Genomic DNA, 18,431 nt, shown 5'->3' on the forward strand with positions numbered 1-18,431 from the left:
ACAGTGTGTAGTACAGTTTCCTAACTGACCGTTCTGTCGGTTAATGCAAGCCGCACGCCGACGAGCCACTTACACCCACTGGAGTTCCAATGACCGCAACTTCCTCTGTCGACTCCCTGTCAGGTCCCAGCAGTAAGCGCGAAGAGCGCCGCGTCCTGGCCGGGACCCTGGTAGGCACCACCATTGAGTGGTACGACTTCTTCATCTTTGCCCAGCTCACGGCCACCCTGCTGTCGCCGCTGTTCCTGACGCCGCTGGAGAAGTCCAACCCCGGAGTCGCGCAGATCCTCTCCTTCGCCACCATCGGGATCAGTTTCCTGTTCCGCCCCCTCGGGGCAACCATTGCCGGTCACTTGGGTGACAGGGTGGGACGCAAGGCCGTCCTGGTCATGACGTTGGTGATGATGGGTGCCGCGACGGCCCTCATCGGCTTGCTGCCTACGTACGAAACCATCGGCTTGTGGGCTCCCGTGCTCCTGATTTTCCTGCGCGTCGTCCAGGGATTCTCCGCCGGTGGTGAATGGGGCGGCGCGGCCCTCATGGCCGTGGAGCACGCACCGATCACCAAGCGCGGGCTGTTCGGAGCCTACCCGCAGATTGGCGTACCGATCGGCATGATCCTCGCTACCGGCCTGCTGTTCTTCCTGCAGTCCGGCATGTCCAAGGAAGACTTCGCTGCTTGGGGCTGGCGCGTTCCGTTCCTGCTCTCCGTAGTGCTGATCGTGGTGGGGTACCTCATCCGCCGTGCGGTCGGCGAAAGCCCGGTGTTCAAGGAGATTGCCCAGCGCAAGGCCGAAAGCAAGGCTCCCCTCGGTGAGCTCTTCCGCCACAACACCAAGGAAGTAGTCCTCGCGGCCCTGATCTTCATCGCCAACAACGCCGCAGGCTACCTGCTGATCGCGTTCTTCATCTCTTACGCCACCAAGGCCTTGAAGATGCCCACGCCGCAGATCCTCCTTGCCACCACCATCGCCTCCTTCGGTTGGCTCATCTTCACCATGGTGGGCGGTTGGCTTTCGGACAAGATCGGCCGGGTGAAGACGTTCCTCCTGGGCTATGCCTTGGTGTTTGCCTGGATGATTCCGCTGTTCGCGCTCATCGACAGCAAGGACATCGTGCTGTACGGCTTGGCCCTCTTCGTCCTGACCATCGGCCTTGGACTGTCCTACGGGCCCATGTCCGCCATGTACGCCGAGATGTTCCCGCCGCAGGTCCGCTACTCCGGCATCTCCATCGGCTATGCCCTCGGCGCGATCCTCGGCGGTGCGTTCGCCCCGACCATTGCGCAGGCGCTGCTTGACCAGACCAAGTGGTCCGGTTCGGTGGGCATCTACATCATGGCCCTCTGCGTCATCTCCGCCGTAGGAGTGATCCTGGCCAAGGAAACCAAGGGCCGTCCGCTCGGCTTCAGCACACACCACTAGCCAAAACCAGCAAAAGAAGGGGCGCAGCCGACACACCGGCTGCGCCCCCTTCCTGCGTTGCTAGGAATGCCCTTCCGCGCTCTTCAGCAGTTCCATGACATCCTCGTCCGTCAATTGCTCGAAATGCCGATAAAAAGCGCCCACGGCGTGAAACTTGCCCGGGATGTGCAGGCTGAACACGGCGTCGCACACCCAGGACAGCGACGTTGATGCTTCGAGCGACGCCACGGGGACTGCGGCGACGACGGTGGAGGCACCTGCCGCGCGGACGGACTCGACGGCGGCCCGCATAGTGGCTCCCGTGGCCAGGCCGTCGTCCACCAGGATGACGCTCTTGCCGCGCAGATGATGGTTGATGCCCGGATACCCTGCGGCACGACGACTGAGCTCAGCGCGTTCGGCGGCCTCCACTGCATCGAGGGAGGACTCGGCCATGCCCCGGGCCAGGAGCAGCGACTTCAGTTGCCTGTTGACGATCCGGACAACGTCCCCCTGGCGCCAGGCGAGGGCTCCAAAGGCCGTCTCATCCCGGCCGGGGATGCCGAGCTTCCGCACCAGGACGGCGCCAAAAGGAAGATACAGTTCGGCTGCCGCGGCCGCTGCGATGGGTACGCCGCCGCGGGCAAGGCCCAGCACCACGGTGTCCGGCCGTTCCCTGAACTGGGGGAGTCCCTGGGCCAGGCGTTGCCCGGCCTCAGCCCGGTCCCTGAAACGCATGCCCATTTGCTCCCATTCCCATCTTGTCCGGCGCTGGTTCAAGCCTACAGTTCATCCTTGCCCGGGGGTTGTCACACTGGAAGCATGGCCTTGTGAACAAGCCCATCGGTTATTGGATCAAACGGCTCGATGCCGCACTTGAAGTGCAGTTGGACAGTACGCTTGCGCGGGTCAAGCTGAGCCGGCGCCAGTGGCAAACGCTCAGTGCCTTGTCCGAGGCGACCATGAAGCCGGACGAACTGCACCAGGTCCTGAGCCCGTTCTGGGGTACGGACCTCCGGTTGCGGGAACGGGAGCTCGCCTCGCTGGTTGGCCGGGGATTGATCACCATGATCGATGACAGGCTCACCCTCAGCGACCGCGGCCGGGAGACCTTCCACCAAGCCCAACGCCTGGTGGAGGAGGCCCGCCTGGATTTATCCATGGGCATCGGCATTGACGAGTACGCCATGGCCGTCAGCGTCCTGGAGCGGATGAGCCTGAACGCTGAGCGGCTGGCCCGGTAGGCCTGTCAGCCAAGCCCTGTCAGGCAAGCCCTGTCAGGCGCCGAGGAACTGCACGGCGGCTTCCTTGAACGCGCGGCTGGTGATGACGTTGGTGTGGGTCCGCCCCGGAACCACCAGGGTTTCCACCGTGGCGCCGCGCTTCCGCGCCAGTTCTGCCAGTTGGGGCATGCTGGCCGCCCGCTCATCCTTTTCGCCGGCTACGAGCAGGAGCGGGACGTGGGGTGCGGCCTCGGCAGGATCGAAGGGTTCGCCTTTGATGGCCTCGATGAGGGACAACATGGCGAAGAGATTGTTGCTTGGCAGCAGCCGCGCCATTTTCAGCAATCCGTCCGTGGACTGGTCTGTAATCGGCGTGCCGTCGGCCAGGTACCGCTGGGCCGCCGCGAGGTCGAAAGCGGCGAGCGGGTCGGCGGCGCTCGGCCCGCCCAGCACCACACGGTGCACCAGGTCCGGCTGCGTGGCGGCGAATTCCCACGCCAGCCGCGAACCCAACGAGTATCCAATGATGTCCAAACCGCTGGCCGGGTTCCCGTCCCGCAGCGGCCGCGCTCCGGCGTCGAACACCAGCTGGAGGAGGTCGGCGCGGATGCGGCTGGGCGTGTACGAATCCAGGTCCTCGGGGGAGTGGCTGCGGCCGTGGCCGGGCAGGTCAACGGTGATGACCCGCCGGCCTGCCTCCTGGAGGGTGGTGATCCAGCCGCTGTCGCCCCAGTTCAGCTTGCTGGAGGAGGAGAATCCGTGGATCAACAGCACGGGGCGCAGCCCGGCATCCGTGGCAGGTTCATGGACTTCGACGAACAATTCGGGATCAGTGCCCTCAACGGTGTGCCGCTGTTCCACTGTGTGCCTGCCGGTCATCATGTCAGTCCTCATCGAGTACGGCGCTCAGGCGGACCCGGCGCTTGGGTGCTTCGTCCTTCGGAACAGTGCCCACGATCCCGGCGGTGTCATCCGGTACCTCGAACACAATCAGCGGCTCGCCGACGTTGATGGTCCCACCCGGCTCGCCGTGAGTACGCACCACTTTACCCGCCTGCGGGCTGGGCAACTCGAGGGCGGACTTGCTGGTTTCCACCTCCACCAGGGGTTGGTTCCGTTCCACCTGCTGGCCCGGTTCCACGAGCCATTCCAGGACGGTTGCTTCGATGAGGCCCTCGCCGAGGTCGGGGAGAGGGAAGGAAATTTCAGCCACGGCGGTACTCCAGTACGCGTTGGATCCCATAGAGGATGCGGTCGATGGTGGGAAGGTATTCGTCCTCCAGGTCGCCGGAGGGGTAGGGCACGTCGAAGCCGGTGACGCGCTCCACGGGCGACTTCAAGGTGTTGAAGCAATGCTGGGTGATGAGTTGGGCGACTTCGGCGCCAAGGCCTGAGGTCAGCGGCGCTTCATGGACGACGACGGCGCGACGCGTCTTCGCGACGGACCTCGCCAGGGCTTCGGCATCGATGGGCTTGAGCCACCGCAGGTCCAGGACTTCCACGTCGATCCCGTCTTCGGCGGCCAGTTCGGCCACCTGCAGGCAGCGGGCCACCATGGCGCCCCAGGCCACGAGCGTCACGTGCCGGCCCTGCCTCGCCACGCGCGCGCCGGTGAGGCTGCCGCCGTCGTTCGCCTCTTCGGCGGGAACCGCCGTGGTGACGTCGACGGGTCCTTTCTGCCAGTAGCGGGACTTCGGTTCCATGAAGATCACCGGGTCCGGCCGGGAAGCGGCGTACTTGAGCAGGTGGTAGGCGTCGTGCGGGGTGGACGGTGAGACCACCTTGAGGCCCGGGACGTGCGCGAACAGGGCTTCGAGGCTTTCGCCGTGGTGCTCCGGGGCGCGGATGCCGCCGAAGCTGGGAACGCGCAGCGTGATGGGCATGGGCAACGTGCCGCGGCTGCGGTAGTTCATCCGGGCGATCTGGCAGACGATCTGGTTGATGGCCGGGTAGGCGAAGCCATCGAACTGGACCTCGGGGATGGGATGGAAGCCGGCCATGGCCAAGCCGACGGACATGCCGAGGATGCCGGACTCGGCCAGCGGGGTATCGAACACGCGGTCTTCGCCGTGCTTGGCCTGCAGGCCGTCGGTGATCCGGAAAACGCCGCCCAGCTTGCCGCAGTCCTCGCCGAAGATGACGGCCTTCGGATCCTCCGCAAGGACGTCGTCCAAGGCCCGGTTGAGGGCCTGCTGCATGGACAACTGCCCAACACGGGTCCTGGTTTCGGTGAGCGTCTCAGACATGGTCGGACTCCTTCCGCCACGCGGTGGCCTGGGATTGCAGGGCGGGGGTGGGTTCCTGGAAGACCAGGCTGAACATTTCAGCGCCGGGGCGGGGGCCGAGCGCTTCGATGCCGGCTCGGATGGCCTCTTCTTCTTCCTCTGCCTGGCGCTGGGCCAGGTCGAAGAAGGACTGGTCTGCCAGGCCGTCTGCCAGCAGTTGCTGCCGGAAGCGCGCCAGGGGATCTTCGCCGGCATCCAGCCGTTCCTCGTCCAGCGTGCGGTAGCGGCCGGGATCGTCAGCGGTGGAGTGCGGACCGCGGCGGTAGGTCATGGCTTCCATCACCACCGGGCCGTTGCCCGCCCGGCAGTGGGCCAAGGCCGAACGGGTGGCCTCGTGGACCGCTACGACGTCGTTCCCGTCCACCTGCAGCGACGGCATCCCGTACCCGGCAGCGCGTGCGGCCACGGAACCACCGGCAACCTGGCGCTCCGTCGGCACGGAAATGGCCCAGCCGTTGTTCTGGATGAAGAAGACCACCGGGGCCTTCATGACCGCGGCAAAGTTCATGGCCTCGTGGACGTCGCCTTGGGAGGAAGCGCCGTCGCCAAAGTAGGTAAGGGCAACGCCCATTTCCCCGGACAGCGTCTGGCCGTGCGCCCACCCCACGGCGTGCAGGACAGAACCGGCAACAACTGCCTGGATGGGCGCGAAGCGCGACTCCAGCGGGTTGTACATTCCGCCGTGCCAGGTGGCCTTGTGGGTGGACATGTAGCCCACCATGTCCAGGCCCATGGCCCGGGCCACACCCATCTCGCGGTAGGTGGGGAACACGAAGTCCCGGCTTCGATCCAGGGCGTACCCGCTCCCAACCTGGGCAGCTTCCTGGCCCAGTTCCGGAGCGTAGCCGGGGATGATGCCCTGGCGCTGCCAGGCGACGGCGGCGGTATCCAGGTGGCGGACAGCGGCCATGAGTGTGTACAGCTCCCGCAACTGGTGGTGCGTGAGCGGAGCCTCGTCTCCTTCGACGGCGGCAAGCACTGGTGTGGTTGTCATGGCTGTGACACTAGTCACCCGGATGTGGGGTGCGCAATCAGCTAAGTTTCGGCCAAACAACTTGTACAAAATGGATACAAAAAGAGGCTCTCTGCAGGACAAACTGCAAAGAGCCTCTTGGTTTGATATGGCAAGCCGCTACCTGGCGGAGTGGCCCACCCTTCCTGCCTTCGCGCGGGCGTTGAGGTAGCAGCCGAGCGCGATCACCAGGATCAACACCGTGGTGCCGAACAGTTGGCCGGCGCTCTCCGGGTTGGCGAAGCCCACCGCAAAGATGATGCCCAAAAGGACCAGCCCCAGGATGGTCAGCGCCGGGAAACCCTTCATGCGCAGGGGAAGTTCCGTGCCGTCGCGGTCGGCCCGGCGGCGCAGGATGAGCTGGGAAACCAGCGCGGTACCCCACACCACCAGGCAGGTGGAGCCCACCAGGTTCAGGAGGGCCGGCAGGACCTTGTCCGGGAACAGCAGTTCAAGCACCGTGGCGATGAAACCGAAGGCGACCGAAATGACGACGGCGGCAACCGGCACCTTGGAGCCGCTGAGCCGCGACAGGAAGCGCGGCGCTTCCCCGCGCTCGGAGAGGGAGAACACCATGCGGGACGCGCCGTAGAGGTTGGCGTTCAGCGCTGACAGCAGGGCAACAACGGCAACGAGGGTGATGGCTGCTCCAGCACCCGGGATTCCCGCGAGGTCCAGTACGCCGGCAAACGGAGCCTTCAGGCCGTCCGAGCCCACCGGGAGGATCGCTGCGATAACAAACACCGAGCCAATGTAGAACACCAGGATCCGCCACACCACGGTCCGGATGGCCTTGCCGACGCTGTGGGCGGGGTTCTCCGTTTCGGCTGCGGCGACGCTGACGATTTCGGTCCCGCCAAAGGCGAAGATGACCACGAAGAGGGCTGCCGCGATTCCGCCAATGCCGTTGGGTGCGAAGTCCCCAAAAGCCGAAAGGCCAGGTGAGGGGACATTCGGCAGCCAACCGAAGAGGAGCGCTGCACCGATCAGGAGGAAAATGACGATTGCGGCCACCTTGAGGATGGCGAACCAGAACTCGAATTCACCGAAGTTGCGCACGCCCACCAGGTTGATGCCGGTGAAGACCACCATGAAGACCAATGCGAGGACCCATACCGGGATGACCGGCCAGACGGAGAAGAGGAGTCCCGCAGCGCCTAGGGCTTCGGCCGCAATCACCACCACCAGCTGCAGCCACCACAGCCAACCGATGGTGCCGCCGGCGGTCTTGCCCATGGCCTTCTCGGCGTAGACGGAGAAGGCGCCGCTGTTGGGGTTGGCTGCCGCCATCTCGCCGAGGGCCCACATCACCAGGATGATCAGGGTCCCTGCCACGAGATAGGAAATCAGGACCGCTGGACCCGCTGCCTGGACGCCTGCGCCCGAGCCGAGGAAAAGGCCTGCGCCGATCGCGCTGCCCAGGCCCATCATGGTGAGCTGGCGTGGCTTGAGGGAGTGGCCGAGGCCGGATTTCGATGCAGGAGCCGCGATGGACTTCGTTGTCATACGTGTCTACCTTCTATGGATTTCATACGGGCGGTGGCGTGCCTGCTTTGTGGGCTGGGCGCGCGGGGCGTCGACGACGCAGCAAGAGCCGTGGAATAATTCTCGCAGTTTGTAAGATACATCACTTTTTGCTGTGGCGAAGTGATGGGTAAGGCTCCCCGGGGACAGGAACTTTGATGCTGGTCGATGCTCTTGATGCAAAAATTGTACGTTTCTTCACGGATTCGCCGCGATCCTCCGTACTGGAGGCGTCCCGCGTCCTGAAGGTGGCGCGGGCAACGGTGCAATCCCGTATTGACCGCATGATCGAGAACGGCGTCATCGGCTCGTGGGTGCCGCAGCCGGACCCGGCTAACTTCGGATTCCCGGTGGTGGCGTTCTGCTCGGTCACCATTACGCAGGAGATCGGCCATGACGCCATCATCGAAGGCCTCAGTGCCATTCCGGAGATCATCGAAGTCCATACCGTCACCGGTAACTCGGATCTCATGGTCCGGATCGCCGCGCGTTCCAATCCGGACATGCAGCGTGTGCTCGACGCCATGATCGCCACCAAATCGGTGGTCCGGTGTTCCTCTGTGATCGTACTGAACAGCCATATCCAGGGACGCACGCTGCCGCTCATGGAGTCCGCCGCCAAGCCTGTGTGACGGAAAGCATTTTGCCCTTCGCCCTTCGAGTCGTACCATTAGTTCTAGTCAATCTGACTTTAACTAATCCGGAACAGACGGTTCCAGCGGCGACGAAGCGAGGTGAACGCCGTGAACGTCAACTCAGCCAACGTCGCCGAGCGGCGGCTCGCACCGCCGTCGTTGGCCATATCCACGGTGATTTTCGCCCTCAGGCCCAGCGAGAAGACCGGCCGCCCAACGCTGTGGCTGCCGTTGGTGCGCCGGATCCGCGAGCCGTACAAGGACCAGTGGGCCCTGCCCGGCGGACCGTTGGCCCATGACGAATCCCTCCAGGACGCCGCATCCCGCAACCTCCGCGACACCACCGGCCTGGTACCCGAGTACCTCGAGCAGCTGTACGCCTTTGGGGGCTTGCACCGCTCGCCCAGCCAGCGTGTGGTCTCGATCGTTTACTGGGCCCTGGTCCAGCCCACCCAAGCCGCGCTCGCCGACGAATCGGAGAACGTGAAATGGTTCCGGGCGGACCGTTTGGGGGAACTGGCCTTCGACCACAACGCGATTGTGGACTACGCCCTGTGGCGCCTCCGCAACAAAATGGCCTACGGTTCCATCGCCTACCACCTGCTGGGCGAATTCTTCACACTGGCGCAGGTCCGCGAGGTCTACGAGGCCGTCCTGGACCGCCAGCTCGATCCGGCCAACTTCCGCCGGCAAATCAAAGCCACACCGGACATCGAAGAAACCGGTGAATACCTGCAAGGCGGAAAGCACCGTCCGCCACGCCTCTACCGCTTCACCGGCACGCCCGGCCTCGGGCCAGATAACAGGAGTACACCATGAGCAGCGTCAACACTGCCGTCCAGCTGATCACGCGCGAAGAAGCCGAGAACGGCCTCTCCCGTGCCGGAGCCACCTGCAGCCCCGCCCTTGCCAAGGGGCCTTGGGAATACGACCTCGCCGAAGCGCTCGCAGGAGCCCCCGCCTATGGCCCCGGTGCCTCCAGCGGCGACGTGGCCCCGACCGCCACTCCGCGCCAGGGACAGTTGCCCGAAGAGTACAAGCTGGCTTCGGAAGCCGAGCTTGACCAGCGGATCCGCGCCGCCAAGGAGGCCCTGGGGGAGCGCGCCGTGATCCTGGGACACTTCTACCAGCGCGACGAAGTGGTCCAGTACGCGGACTTCGTGGGCGACTCCTTCCAGCTCGCCAACGCCGCCCTGACCAAGCCCGACGCCGAAGCCATCATCTTCTGCGGCGTGCACTTCATGGCCGAAACCGCGGACATCCTCTCCACGCCCGAACAAGCAGTCATCCTGCCCAACCTCGCCGCAGGCTGCTCCATGGCGGACATGGCCGACGAGGACTCCGTAGAGGAATGCTGGGAGCAGCTCGAGGAAATCTTCGGTACGGAAACCGATGCCGATGGCCGCGTGCCGGTCATTCCCGTCACCTACATGAACTCCTCTGCCGCCCTCAAGGCATTCTGCGGACGCAACGGCGGAATCGTCTGCACGTCCTCCAACGCCAAAGTGGTTCTGGAGTGGGCCTTCGAACGCGGCCGGCGCGTGCTGTTCTTCCCCGACCAGCATCTGGGCCGGAACACCGCGAAAGCCCTGGGCGTGCCGCTGGAGCAGATGCCCATGTGGAACCCCCGCAAGGAACTGGGCGGCAACGACGAGCAAACCCTCCTGGACTCCCGCGTGATCCTCTGGCACGGCTTCTGCTCCGTCCACAAGCGCTTCAACGTGGGCCAGATCGAGAAGGCCCGCCAGGACTACCCGGGCGTCAACGTGATCGTGCACCCCGAGTGCCCCATGGAAGTGGTGGACGCAGCCGACTCCGCCGGTTCCACCGACTTCATCAAGAAGGCCATCGCAGCCGCCACCGAACCCACCACGTTCGCCATTGGCACCGAAATCAACATGGTGAACCGGCTCGCGGCGGAAAACCCGCAGCACACCATCTTCTGCCTCGACCCCGTTATTTGCCCGTGCTCCACGATGTACCGCATCCACCCCGGCTACCTGGCCTGGGTGCTTGAAGAACTCGTGGCAGGACGCATCGTCAACCGCATCACGGTGGACGACACCGTGCAGGACAACGCCAAGATCGCCCTTGAGCGCATGTTGGCCGCCAAGCCTGCCTAAACGCGCTGCCTTCAGCAAGGCATAGGAACACCGGGTCACCGGACTAGCCGAATCGAGCCCCACATGACCTCGACACCCCGAACGTCGAGCCTCTCCGGCCCCTCCGCGCCACGGCGACTGGTCGTCGTCGGCAGCGGTATTGCGGGACTTTACGCCGCGTTGCTCGCCGCCGAGGCGGGGACCGACGTCGTCCTGCTCACCAAAGGCGCCCTGGAGGACAGCAACACCTGGTTCGCCCAGGGCGGCATCTCCGCCGTCCTGGACGAACCCGCCCCGGGAGATACCGTGGCGGCCCACATCGCCGATACGCTCAAGGCCGGTGCGGGCCACTGCGATCCGGAAGCTGTCCGGGTGCTGTGCACCGAGGCGCGCCTGGACATGGCCGGCCTGGTGCGCTTCGGCGTGCGTTTTGACCTCGACGACGACGGCGACCCCGCCTTGGGGCTCGAAGCTGCCCACTCCGCACCGCGCATCCTGCACGCCGGTGGCGACGCCACGGGCGCCCGGGTAGCGGAAGCACTCATACGCGCCGTGCTTGCGTTCCAAACCGAGGGCAGGCTGACGGTCATCGGCCACGCGCAGGTCACGGCACTGCTCACCGATGAAGGCCCGTCCGGGCGTACGGTGACAGGCCTCAGTTACCTGTGCGACGGGCGGGAATCCAGGCTCATGGCCGACGCCGTGCTCCTTGCCACCGGGGGCGCCGGGCAACTCTTCGCCCAGACCACCAACCCCTCCGTCGCCACCGCCGACGGCTTGGCCTTGGCCTGGCGTGCAGGTGCTGCGGTGACCGACCTGGAATTCTTCCAGTTCCACCCCACCTGCATGGTTCCTCCTGCCGGAACCCGGGCAGGCGCCGATCCGCTGTTGATTTCCGAAGCCGTCCGCGGCGAAGGCGCCATCCTGGTGGACGTCCACGGCCAGCGGTTCATGGGCGACTACCACCCCGACGCGGAGCTGGCGCCCCGGGACGTCGTCTCGCGCAGCATCGCCCTCCACCTGGCAGCCCTCGGAGACCCCAACGGACACGTCTACCTTGATGCCACCGGGGTGGAGAAGGAGCGGGGCGCCGGCTTCCTCGAGAAGCGTTTCCCCACCATCAGCCAACGGACCCGCCAGGCCGGCATCGACTGGACCAAGGAACCCGTACCCGTGGCACCGGCGGCGCACTACTGGATGGGTGGGGTGGTGACGGACCTGTTCGGCCGCACTACTGTGCCTGGGTTGTACGCTGCCGGGGAGGTTGCTTGTACCGGCGTGCAGGGGGCTAATCGTTTGGCCAGCAACTCTTTGCTTGAGGGGCTCGTGTTTGCGCGGCGTGCTGTGAGTGCGTTTGTGGGGGCGTTCTTGGGGGCGGCTGACGCGATCCCTCTGCGTGCTAACTCGGCCGCGGGCGGCCTCGCTTTTACGCACGCTGCCGGGACCCCGTCAGCCGGCGACGGCTCGTCACCCAAGCCGGCGACAACGGCGCTTTCGGGGCCTCCAGCACCGCTGGGAGGCGCCAGCGATCCTGCGCTAATTGAATCCCTGACGGTGCCCGGCGCCTGGCAGTTTGAGTCGGTGCCCGGGCCTGGGCCGGTTGAGGCTTCGTTTGCTGGGGGTGAGCCGTTTTCGCGGGGTGCCTTGCGGCGGTTGATGACCGCGAATGCCGGCGTGCTTCGCAGCGGGGCCTTGCTTCGGGAAGCTGCAGTGCAGCTTGCTGCCTGGAGTGAAGACGTTCTGCCTCTGGGTGGGGCTGGGTCCTTGGTGGTGGGTGAGCATGAGGATGCGAACCTTCTCCTGGCGGCGCAGCTGCTGGTGCATGCTGCGCGGGAGCGGCGGGCTTCCCTCGGGGCGCATTACCGCAGCGACAGCGTGAGCGAGCCTGCCGCCGTCGACGATTATGACAAGCGTTACACCATGAGCCGGAAAGCGAGCCTCGTCCATGACTAACCTGACCCTCCCCGCCGCAGCCGTGCGGGACATCCTGGAGCGTGCCTTCGCCGAAGATGCGCCCAACGGAGACATCACTTCGCAGCTGCTGATCCCCGCAGATGCCCGCGCCACCGCGGTGCTCAATGCCCGTGTGGCCGGTGTGCTCAGCGGCGGCACGGTCTTCCGCGATGCCATGAAGCTCATCGACCCGCAGACGGACGTCCAGTTGCTGCTCGCCGACGGTGAAACGTTCGACGCCGGTACGCACCTCGCCCGGGTCACCGGCAGCGCCCGCTCGGTGCTCCTGGCAGAACGCGTGGGACTCAACCTGGTCCAGAGGATGAGCGCCATCGCCACGAAGACCTCGGAGTTCGTCCGCCTGGTGGAAGGAACCCGCGCGAGGATCACCGATACCCGCAAGACCACTCCCGGACTCCGCGTACTGGAACGCTACGCGGTGCGCTGCGGCGGGGGAGCGAACCACCGCTACAGCTTGTCCGACGCTGTCCTTGCCAAGGACAACCACCTGGCCGTCATGACCGGGGGCGATCCCACCAAGCTCACGGGGCTGCTGCTCGCGGCCAAGGAGCAACTGGGCCACACCACGCACTTCGAAGTGGAGGTGGACCGTGCCGAACAAATCGAACCTGTCCTGGCAGCGGGCGTGGATACCATCATGCTGGACAACTTCACGGTGGACGAGCTCCGGGCAGGCGTGAAGCAAGTGGACGGCCGGGCGATCGTGGAGGCCAGCGGCAACGTCAACCTCACCACGGTTGCAGAAATCGCGGCGACGGGAGTGGACGTCATCTCCGTGGGCGGCCTCACGCACAGCGTAGCCGCCTTGGACCTTGGCCTGGATGTTGAGCTGGAACTGAACCATGAGCTGGAGCTGAACCTGCCGTGATCTTCCTGGACGCGGCTGCCACCACTCCGGTCCGCCGTGAGGTGCTCGAGGCCATGTGGCCTTACCTCAGCGGTGACTTCGGAAACCCCTCGAGCCATCACAGCCTGGGGGAAGCAGCGGCGACAGCGCTCGCAGGGGCCCGTACCGCCGTCGCCAGGGTCCTGAAGTGCCGCGCAGGTGAGGTGACGTTCACCTCGGGCGGGACCGAAGCGGACAACCTGGCAGTCAAGGGCATCGCGCTGGCCCGGAAAGCCTCAGACGAAACCTTGAACCGGGTGGTGATCAGCGCCGTAGAGCATCCGGCGGTGGAGGAATCTGCCCGGTACCTGGAACGGGTCCACGGGTTCGCCGTGGACGTGGTCCCGGTGGACCAGGACGGGCTGGTCAGCGTGGGTGCGCTACGGGCCGTCCTTCGCCCGGAGACTGCGCTGGTCAGCATCATGTACGCCAACAACGAGGTAGGAACAGTACAGCCTGTTGCCGAACTGGCGGCTGCGGCCCACGAATTCGGCGTTCCCTTCCACACCGACGCTGTCCAGGCGGCGGGATGGCTCTCCCTGGATACCAAGGCGCTGGGGGTGGATGCGCTCAGCATGTCCGGGCACAAGCTCGGTGCGCCCAAGGGCTCCGGAGTGCTCTTCGCCAAAGGCCGGGTGAGGCTGGAGCCGCTGGTCCACGGTGGCGGGCAGGAACGCGGGAAGCGTTCCGGGACCGAAAACGTGGCCGGAGCCGTAGCGCTGTCCACGGCGCTGACGCTTGCCGCTGCAGAAGAAAACACGGCGGCAGAACAGGTCTCCGGTATGCGGGACCGGTTCATCGCCTCCATCCTCGCCGGGGTTCCCGGTGCCGTGCTGACGGGCCACCCGGTGCGCCGCTTGCCGTCGGTGGCGTCCTTCTGTTTCCCCGGAACCAGCGGCGAGTCGGTATTGCTGGAGCTCGAACGGCTCGGCGTCATTTGCTCCAGCGGATCAGCGTGTGCAGCCGGTTCAGACGCGCCCTCGCCCGTTTTGCTGGCGCTGGGCCTGGACCCGGAAACGGCGCAGACGGCCGTCCGGTTCAGCTTCACCCCTGACATCACCGAAGCCGAGCTGGAGCAGGCAGCGGCAGCCGTGGCAACCGCCGTCGGGCGTGTCCGGAACCTGGCCCAAACCTGAGGGCCGCTAAACGTGGCGGGCGCGGCGGAAGATCCAATGCCGCAGGAGCGTGAACCGCACTGCAGTGGCTGCAAACCCTGAAAGCGTGGTGGTCCAGAGTTCCTCGCTGACCGTGGCGTCTGGCCGGAACAGGTGCAGGACGCCCAAACTGCCACCGGTAATGACCAGCGCAATGACAATCACGATCACGCCGTTCAGGTGGTCCGGGGCACGCTTCTTGCCGCCGGTGATCTTGAAGGTCAGCCGCCGGTTCAGAGCGGTGTTCATGAGCGAGGTCAGGATCAGGGCCACGGCGTTGGCAAGTTGGGGATCGATCCAGGGACGGAGCAGGGCATAGATGCCCAATGAGCTCGCCGTGCAGATGATTCCCACGCCCGTGAAGCGGATGAGCTGACGGACAACCGGGTACTTGAAGAGGCCCCGGTGGCGTTTGCGGGGCGGTTTAGGCGGGTGGGACGGGCGCAGTCCAGTGGCGTCTGCGGCTGTCTCCATGTCTTAAGCCTGACACATTATGCCGGCTGGTTCTCCCACGTGGCCTCGATGACCGGGTTGCGCAGCTCCCCGATGCCCTCCACCCTGCACACCACGACGTCCCCGGGCTGGATCCGTGCGCACTCAGCGGGAAAGCCGGTGAGAACCACGTCGCCGGGGTGCAGGGTCATGAAGGACGTCAGGTAGGCCATGATTTCGTCCACCTTCCACCCGAGGTCCGCCGAACTTGCGGCCTGCAGTTCCTTGCCGTTGTGGACGATCTGGATCGCGAGGTTTGAATCATCCAGGTCGGTGACGATCCATGGTCCTGCCGGGGTGAAGGTGTCCTGGCTCTTGGCGCTGATCCAGAGTTCATCGGTCTTCTGGAGGTCGCGGGCGGAGACGTCGTTACCGATGGTGAACCCCAGGATGGCCGACCTGGCTGTCCCGGGGGTCAGTCCCCGCGCAGTACGGCCAACCACGATGGTCAGCTCGGCCTCCGGGTCCACGTAGCCCACGGTGGAACTGAGCTGGATGGCCTCATCCGGCCCGATCACGCTCGTGGCTGCCTTGTGGAAGGCCTGGGGTGGCAGGTCGCGTCCGGGCTGGCCCGTGTTGTGGGCCATGCCGAACACGTTGGCCGGAACCGAGGGAGCCAGGAAGGTGAAGAGGTCCTGGTGCACCACCGTGCCGGTTTCCCAGCCGTGCCGGGCAGGACTGGCCGCGTTGGCGCGTGATCCGGGGAACGGGCTTTCGATGAGCGTCCACTGCTTTCCGGCATCCGAATCGAAGTCCGCGTCATTGTTGGACGCGAAGAATTGCTCATCCGGAGTGTGGGGTTCCAGTGGCCGGATGCGGGCGATGCGGCGGGGATGCGAGGAGGTCATGAAGACATCCTACGTCCTCCCACGTGTTGCCAGGCCTGCTTTACGCCCCAAGACGCAGCCGTGGCACGCAGTGCGGGCCACGCAAAGAAACTCAGGAGAGCGGGGCCGAGCCGGAGGGTACTTGAACCAGTCGCCGCCCGCTTCCAAGCTGCTCAACCCCACCTTGACGTCCGGCCCTTCGCTGCTGGCCAGATTCTCTTCCAGCAAGGTCCTTGGGGGTGCCATTGCTTACGATACTGTGACGCGGTTCCGTGTGGCAGGCAGCCGACCACGCCGCGTGGGCTTAGAATCCGTTGCATGCGCCTGGCGATCATTGGGGCGGTCCTCCTGGTGGCCGGTGGTGTTGCTGTGGCAACGGGACTTCTGCCGTGGGCCGAAGTCGGCGTACTGGTGGAGCGGGTAGCACCCATCATGGGGTTCGTTGTGGCCATGACGGTGGTGACCGAACTGGCCAGCGACGCCGGGGTCTTCCAATGGATCGCCGGACGGCTGCGCCACTGGGGCCGTGGCCGGAGCTATGCCTTATGGCTGCTCCTGGCCGTGCTCGCCATCCTGAGCACCATCTTCCTTTCCATCGACACCACGGCCGTGCTGCTGACACCGGTGGTAGTGACGGTCACCCGGCGGGCCGGGCTTCCGGTCCTGCCGTTCGCCCTGGCCACCGTGTGGCTGGCCAACACGGCGAGCCTGCTGCTGCCCGTATCCAACCTGACCAACCTGCTGGCGCAGCACAGCCTGGGCGGCATCACTCCCGCGGGATTCGCGGCACTCATGTGGGCGCCCGCTCTGGCCGCCATCGTGGTTCCGCTGGCTTTCATAGCCATCGTGTTCCGGCGGGACCTGCGGCGCAGTTACGCGCGGATTCCGGTGACCAGGATCAAGCCCGACGCCGGAACCTCCTCCGCTTCCCGGCAAACGTCTGGAGCGCAAAGCACTGACCCCGTGCTGCTGCCCGCCACGGCAGTGGTGCTGGTACTGCTGCTCCCTGCGCTCGTGTCCGGGATTCCGCTCTGGATATCCGCGTCGTCGGCCGCGATGGTCCTCCTGGTCCTGTTCGCCATCCGCCGTCGCCGGTCACTCACGGTCAAGCTGGTGCCGTGGTCCTTGCTGGTGTTCACGTCCGGATTGTTCCTGGTAGTGGAAGCCACCCGCTACATCGGCCTGCCGCAACTGGTAGCCAACGTGGCGGGCCAAGGAGAGGGCTTCTTCGATCTTCTCCGGTTGGCAGCCACGGGAGCCCTGGGATCCAACGTGGTGAACAACCTGCCGGCGTACCTTCTGGTGGAACCGCTGGCGGGCTCACCCCTGCGGACGGGGGCCCTGCTGATTGGAGTGAACGCGGGCCCGCTCATCACGCCGTGGGCTTCCCTCGCAACGCTGCTGTGGCACGACCGCCTCACCAGGATGAACGTGCTCATCAGTTGGCGTGGTTATGCGTTGTTCGGCCTGATCGTTGTGCCGTTGACACTGGTGGCCGCTGTGGCGCTGCTGGCCCTGGCCGTTGGTTCGGCATAGGTCTTCGGTGCGGCTCAGCTCTTCGGTGGGGCACAATGAACCATGCTCAGTCTTGAGGACCTGGACAACATTGTGGCCAACGGCGGGACGGTGGTGGATTCTGCCGGGGTGAAGATCGGTTCGGTGGAACAGATCTTCCTGGGCGGCGAGTCGGGCGAACCGGCGTTCGTCACGGTACGGACGGGGTTCTTTGGACTCTCCGAATCGTTCGCGCCGCTCGTGGGAGCCGAGGTGGAGGACTCCACCATCAAGCTGGCCGTGGCCAAGGAACGCGTGGAAAAGGGCCCCAGGATCGACAACGACCGAGGAGTCATTACCGAAGGCCAGGAGAAGGAACTCTACGAGTACTTTGACCTGGCTGGATCGGGCCGCGATCTCACGGCGCCACCGTCTGGGACGTCAGGCGCGGACGGTGAACTTTCCGCCACACCGGAAGGCGATGTGGACGGCTCGGAACCGGCCGATGGCCTGCCCGTAAAGCCGCACGGCCACCCTGCTCCGCCACCCCTGCGCCATCCGCTTCCGCCGCCGCATCTGCGCAAGCACGTGCCGCGTGCCGTACCGCCGCCACCGGTCGACGGCCCGCCGCCACCACCGGCGCCCGGCCCGCCACCGCCACCGCCTGGGCAGGGGGGACCTCCCGGTCCACCGCCGCCCCCGCCGGCACCCGGCCCGCTACACGAGCACTAAGCAGGTACGTAAAGCTCCCCGACAGGAATCTCAGCGGCGAGCCGGTTGGCCGGTCCTGCGAGTGGACACGCCCAAGCTTCGTTGTAGGCGCACGAGGGGTTGTAGGCAAAGTTGAAGTCCAAAACGAACTCCTGTTCCTCGCCGCTGCGGCGGACTCCATGGAAGGCTCCCTTGATGGTGTCCAAGAGGTACCGCCCTGCCCCGTAGCTCCCACCGTCCTTCCCTGCGGTGGCGTCCCGGAAGGGAACGAAGATCCCGCCGCCGTAGCTGCGCAGGCGCCAAGCGGCCAGGGAACCGATGCCCGGAAGCTCGAAGGTACCTATACGCACAAAGGGAACAACACCGTCCGTCCCCGTGGACACGTTCATTTCCTGACCTTCGCCCTCCGGCGTCAACGGGACGTACAAACGGTAGGCGGGATCGTAGTCGGCGGTGCGCAGCCCGGAGAAGGAGGCTTTGACGTGCTCCGTCAGCGCCGAGGCCGGGTGGGTGGCGAACATGCGGTCCCGCTCCTGCCGCCAGTAGTTGTGGGCGTCGAAGGGATCCTGCGCCGCCAACTGCCGGACATGGTGGTAGAGCGCGAACGTCCGCAGGCGCCAGTCGGCGATGTCCGCTGCGGACATGGTGGGGATGTCGTCGTCGAACCCGGAAAATTCGTCGGTACTTTCGGGAGCCATGTCCACAGCCT

At 65.6% G+C, this 18,431-nt stretch carries 19 protein-coding genes; 10 read left to right on the top strand and 9 right to left on the bottom strand.

All coding sequences use genetic code 11. The annotated features are described in order from the left end of the window. The first annotated feature begins 89 nt into the window (after positions 1 to 89). On the top strand, positions 90 to 1,424 hold the full coding sequence (locus tag ACH488_RS04255; RefSeq protein WP_397322464.1) for an MFS transporter: 1,335 nt from the start codon (positions 90 to 92) through the stop codon (positions 1,422 to 1,424). Positions 1,425 to 1,484: 60 nt separating this feature from the next. On the opposite strand, the gene ACH488_RS04260 is transcribed toward ACH488_RS04255, so the two are convergent. After that, positions 1,485 to 2,147 carry a phosphoribosyltransferase gene (locus tag ACH488_RS04260; protein WP_397322465.1) on the bottom strand — a complete coding sequence of 221 codons (663 nt, stop codon included), beginning with the start codon at positions 2,145 to 2,147 and terminating at the stop codon, positions 1,485 to 1,487. Positions 2,148 to 2,233: 86 nt separating this feature from the next. Here ACH488_RS04260 and ACH488_RS04265 point away from each other — a divergent pair, with 86 nt between their 5' ends. Then, the gene (locus ACH488_RS04265) at positions 2,234 to 2,647 is read left to right on the top strand and encodes a MarR family transcriptional regulator (protein WP_397322466.1); all 414 of its coding nucleotides are present in this window, start codon (positions 2,234 to 2,236) and stop codon (positions 2,645 to 2,647) included. Positions 2,648 to 2,680: 33 nt separating this feature from the next. Here the strand turns inward: ACH488_RS04265 and ACH488_RS04270 are convergent, their stop codons facing one another. The 5 genes from ACH488_RS04270 to ACH488_RS04290 form a co-directional block, all read right to left on the bottom strand. Then, positions 2,681 to 3,505, bottom strand: coding sequence for an alpha/beta fold hydrolase (locus ACH488_RS04270; RefSeq protein ID WP_397322528.1), 825 nt, complete (start codon positions 3,503 to 3,505; stop codon positions 2,681 to 2,683). A 4-nt stretch (positions 3,506 to 3,509) separates the two neighbouring features. Then, entirely contained in the window at positions 3,510 to 3,839 is a 330-nt protein-coding gene (locus ACH488_RS04275; RefSeq protein ID WP_397322467.1) for a biotin/lipoyl-containing protein, read from the bottom strand. Further along, positions 3,832 to 4,872, bottom strand: a complete 1,041-nt coding sequence (locus tag ACH488_RS04280) for an alpha-ketoacid dehydrogenase subunit beta (RefSeq protein ID WP_397322468.1) — start codon at positions 4,870 to 4,872, stop codon at positions 3,832 to 3,834. The genes ACH488_RS04275 and ACH488_RS04280 overlap by 8 nt, the downstream gene beginning before the upstream one ends. Next, the gene (locus ACH488_RS04285) at positions 4,865 to 5,905 is read right to left on the bottom strand and encodes a thiamine pyrophosphate-dependent enzyme (protein ID WP_397322470.1); all 1,041 of its coding nucleotides are present in this window, start codon (positions 5,903 to 5,905) and stop codon (positions 4,865 to 4,867) included. The genes ACH488_RS04280 and ACH488_RS04285 overlap by 8 nt, the downstream gene beginning before the upstream one ends. A gap of 138 nt (positions 5,906 to 6,043) precedes the next feature. Further along, positions 6,044 to 7,429 carry an amino acid permease gene (locus tag ACH488_RS04290; protein WP_397322471.1) on the bottom strand — a complete coding sequence of 462 codons (1,386 nt, stop codon included), beginning with the start codon at positions 7,427 to 7,429 and terminating at the stop codon, positions 6,044 to 6,046. A 176-nt stretch (positions 7,430 to 7,605) separates the two neighbouring features. Here ACH488_RS04290 and ACH488_RS04295 point away from each other — a divergent pair, with 176 nt between their 5' ends. From ACH488_RS04295 to ACH488_RS04320, 6 genes are all read left to right on the top strand, one after another. Then, on the top strand, positions 7,606 to 8,079 hold the full coding sequence (locus ACH488_RS04295; protein ID WP_397322473.1) for an Lrp/AsnC family transcriptional regulator: 474 nt from the start codon (positions 7,606 to 7,608) through the stop codon (positions 8,077 to 8,079). A 102-nt stretch (positions 8,080 to 8,181) separates the two neighbouring features. After that, positions 8,182 to 8,901, top strand: coding sequence for an NrtR DNA-binding winged helix domain-containing protein (locus ACH488_RS04300; RefSeq protein WP_397322474.1), 720 nt, complete (start codon positions 8,182 to 8,184; stop codon positions 8,899 to 8,901). Further along, positions 8,898 to 10,205: a quinolinate synthase NadA gene (gene nadA / locus ACH488_RS04305; RefSeq protein ID WP_397322476.1), complete on the top strand. Its 1,308-nt coding sequence runs from the start codon at positions 8,898 to 8,900 to the stop codon at positions 10,203 to 10,205. The genes ACH488_RS04300 and nadA overlap by 4 nt, the downstream gene beginning before the upstream one ends. A 63-nt stretch (positions 10,206 to 10,268) precedes the next feature. Continuing rightward, on the top strand, positions 10,269 to 12,137 hold the full coding sequence (gene nadB, locus ACH488_RS04310) for an L-aspartate oxidase (RefSeq protein WP_397322477.1): 1,869 nt from the start codon (positions 10,269 to 10,271) through the stop codon (positions 12,135 to 12,137). After that, positions 12,130 to 13,026, top strand: a complete 897-nt coding sequence (nadC, locus tag ACH488_RS04315; protein WP_397322478.1) for a carboxylating nicotinate-nucleotide diphosphorylase — start codon at positions 12,130 to 12,132, stop codon at positions 13,024 to 13,026. Before nadB ends, nadC begins: the two co-directional genes overlap by 8 nt. Beyond that, the gene (locus ACH488_RS04320) at positions 13,023 to 14,180 is read left to right on the top strand and encodes a cysteine desulfurase family protein (RefSeq protein ID WP_397322479.1); all 1,158 of its coding nucleotides are present in this window, start codon (positions 13,023 to 13,025) and stop codon (positions 14,178 to 14,180) included. Before nadC ends, ACH488_RS04320 begins: the two co-directional genes overlap by 4 nt. A gap of 6 nt (positions 14,181 to 14,186) precedes the next feature. Here the strand turns inward: ACH488_RS04320 and ACH488_RS04325 are convergent, their stop codons facing one another. Further along, on the bottom strand, positions 14,187 to 14,672 hold the full coding sequence (locus ACH488_RS04325) for a GtrA family protein (RefSeq protein WP_397322480.1): 486 nt from the start codon (positions 14,670 to 14,672) through the stop codon (positions 14,187 to 14,189). 17 nt (positions 14,673 to 14,689) lie between these two features. Further along, positions 14,690 to 15,538 (bottom strand): fumarylacetoacetate hydrolase family protein, encoded by an 849-nt coding sequence (locus tag ACH488_RS04330; protein ID WP_397322482.1) that lies wholly within the window; start codon positions 15,536 to 15,538, stop codon positions 14,690 to 14,692. Between the two features lie 297 nt (positions 15,539 to 15,835). Between ACH488_RS04330 and ACH488_RS04335 the strand changes: the two genes are divergently transcribed. Continuing rightward, complete coding sequence (locus ACH488_RS04335) at positions 15,836 to 17,053, top strand: SLC13 family permease (protein ID WP_397322484.1); 1,218 nt, start codon at positions 15,836 to 15,838, stop codon at positions 17,051 to 17,053. Between the two features lie 42 nt (positions 17,054 to 17,095). After that, positions 17,096 to 17,743: a hypothetical protein gene (locus tag ACH488_RS04340; protein WP_397322486.1), complete on the top strand. Its 648-nt coding sequence runs from the start codon at positions 17,096 to 17,098 to the stop codon at positions 17,741 to 17,743. Here ACH488_RS04340 and ACH488_RS04345 read toward each other — a convergent pair. Beyond that, on the bottom strand, positions 17,740 to 18,420 hold the full coding sequence (locus ACH488_RS04345; RefSeq protein ID WP_397322487.1) for a DUF1684 domain-containing protein: 681 nt from the start codon (positions 18,418 to 18,420) through the stop codon (positions 17,740 to 17,742). The two genes, ACH488_RS04340 and ACH488_RS04345, sit on opposite strands and share 4 nt — an antisense overlap. Positions 18,421 to 18,431 lie beyond the last annotated feature (11 nt).

The sequence above is a fragment of the Paenarthrobacter sp. NPDC018779 genome, from assembly GCF_044391085.1.
Lineage (GTDB): Bacteria > Actinomycetota > Actinomycetes > Actinomycetales > Micrococcaceae > Arthrobacter.

Excerpts from the sequence above, each read along its gene's own strand:
- nadA (WP_397322476.1), top strand. The coding sequence starts at position 8,898 with ATGAGCAGCGTCAACACTGCCGTCCAGCTGATCACGCGCGAAGAAGCC.
- nadB (WP_397322477.1), top strand. The coding sequence starts at position 10,269 with ATGACCTCGACACCCCGAACGTCGAGCCTCTCCGGCCCCTCCGCGCCA.
- ACH488_RS04280 (WP_397322468.1), bottom strand. The coding sequence starts at position 4,872 with ATGTCTGAGACGCTCACCGAAACCAGGACCCGTGTTGGGCAGTTGTCC.
- ACH488_RS04340 (WP_397322486.1), top strand. The coding sequence starts at position 17,096 with ATGCTCAGTCTTGAGGACCTGGACAACATTGTGGCCAACGGCGGGACG.
- ACH488_RS04345 (WP_397322487.1), bottom strand. The coding sequence starts at position 18,420 with ATGGCTCCCGAAAGTACCGACGAATTTTCCGGGTTCGACGACGACATC.
- ACH488_RS04290 (WP_397322471.1), bottom strand. The coding sequence starts at position 7,429 with ATGACAACGAAGTCCATCGCGGCTCCTGCATCGAAATCCGGCCTCGGC.
- ACH488_RS04255 (WP_397322464.1), top strand. The coding sequence starts at position 90 with ATGACCGCAACTTCCTCTGTCGACTCCCTGTCAGGTCCCAGCAGTAAG.
- ACH488_RS04260 (WP_397322465.1), bottom strand. The coding sequence starts at position 2,147 with ATGGGCATGCGTTTCAGGGACCGGGCTGAGGCCGGGCAACGCCTGGCC.
- ACH488_RS04335 (WP_397322484.1), top strand. The coding sequence starts at position 15,836 with ATGCGCCTGGCGATCATTGGGGCGGTCCTCCTGGTGGCCGGTGGTGTT.
- nadC (WP_397322478.1), top strand. The coding sequence starts at position 12,130 with ATGACTAACCTGACCCTCCCCGCCGCAGCCGTGCGGGACATCCTGGAG.
- ACH488_RS04270 (WP_397322528.1), bottom strand. The coding sequence starts at position 3,505 with ATGACCGGCAGGCACACAGTGGAACAGCGGCACACCGTTGAGGGCACT.
- ACH488_RS04295 (WP_397322473.1), top strand. The coding sequence starts at position 7,606 with ATGCTGGTCGATGCTCTTGATGCAAAAATTGTACGTTTCTTCACGGAT.
- ACH488_RS04330 (WP_397322482.1), bottom strand. The coding sequence starts at position 15,538 with ATGACCTCCTCGCATCCCCGCCGCATCGCCCGCATCCGGCCACTGGAA.
- ACH488_RS04325 (WP_397322480.1), bottom strand. The coding sequence starts at position 14,672 with ATGGAGACAGCCGCAGACGCCACTGGACTGCGCCCGTCCCACCCGCCT.
- ACH488_RS04285 (WP_397322470.1), bottom strand. The coding sequence starts at position 5,905 with ATGACAACCACACCAGTGCTTGCCGCCGTCGAAGGAGACGAGGCTCCG.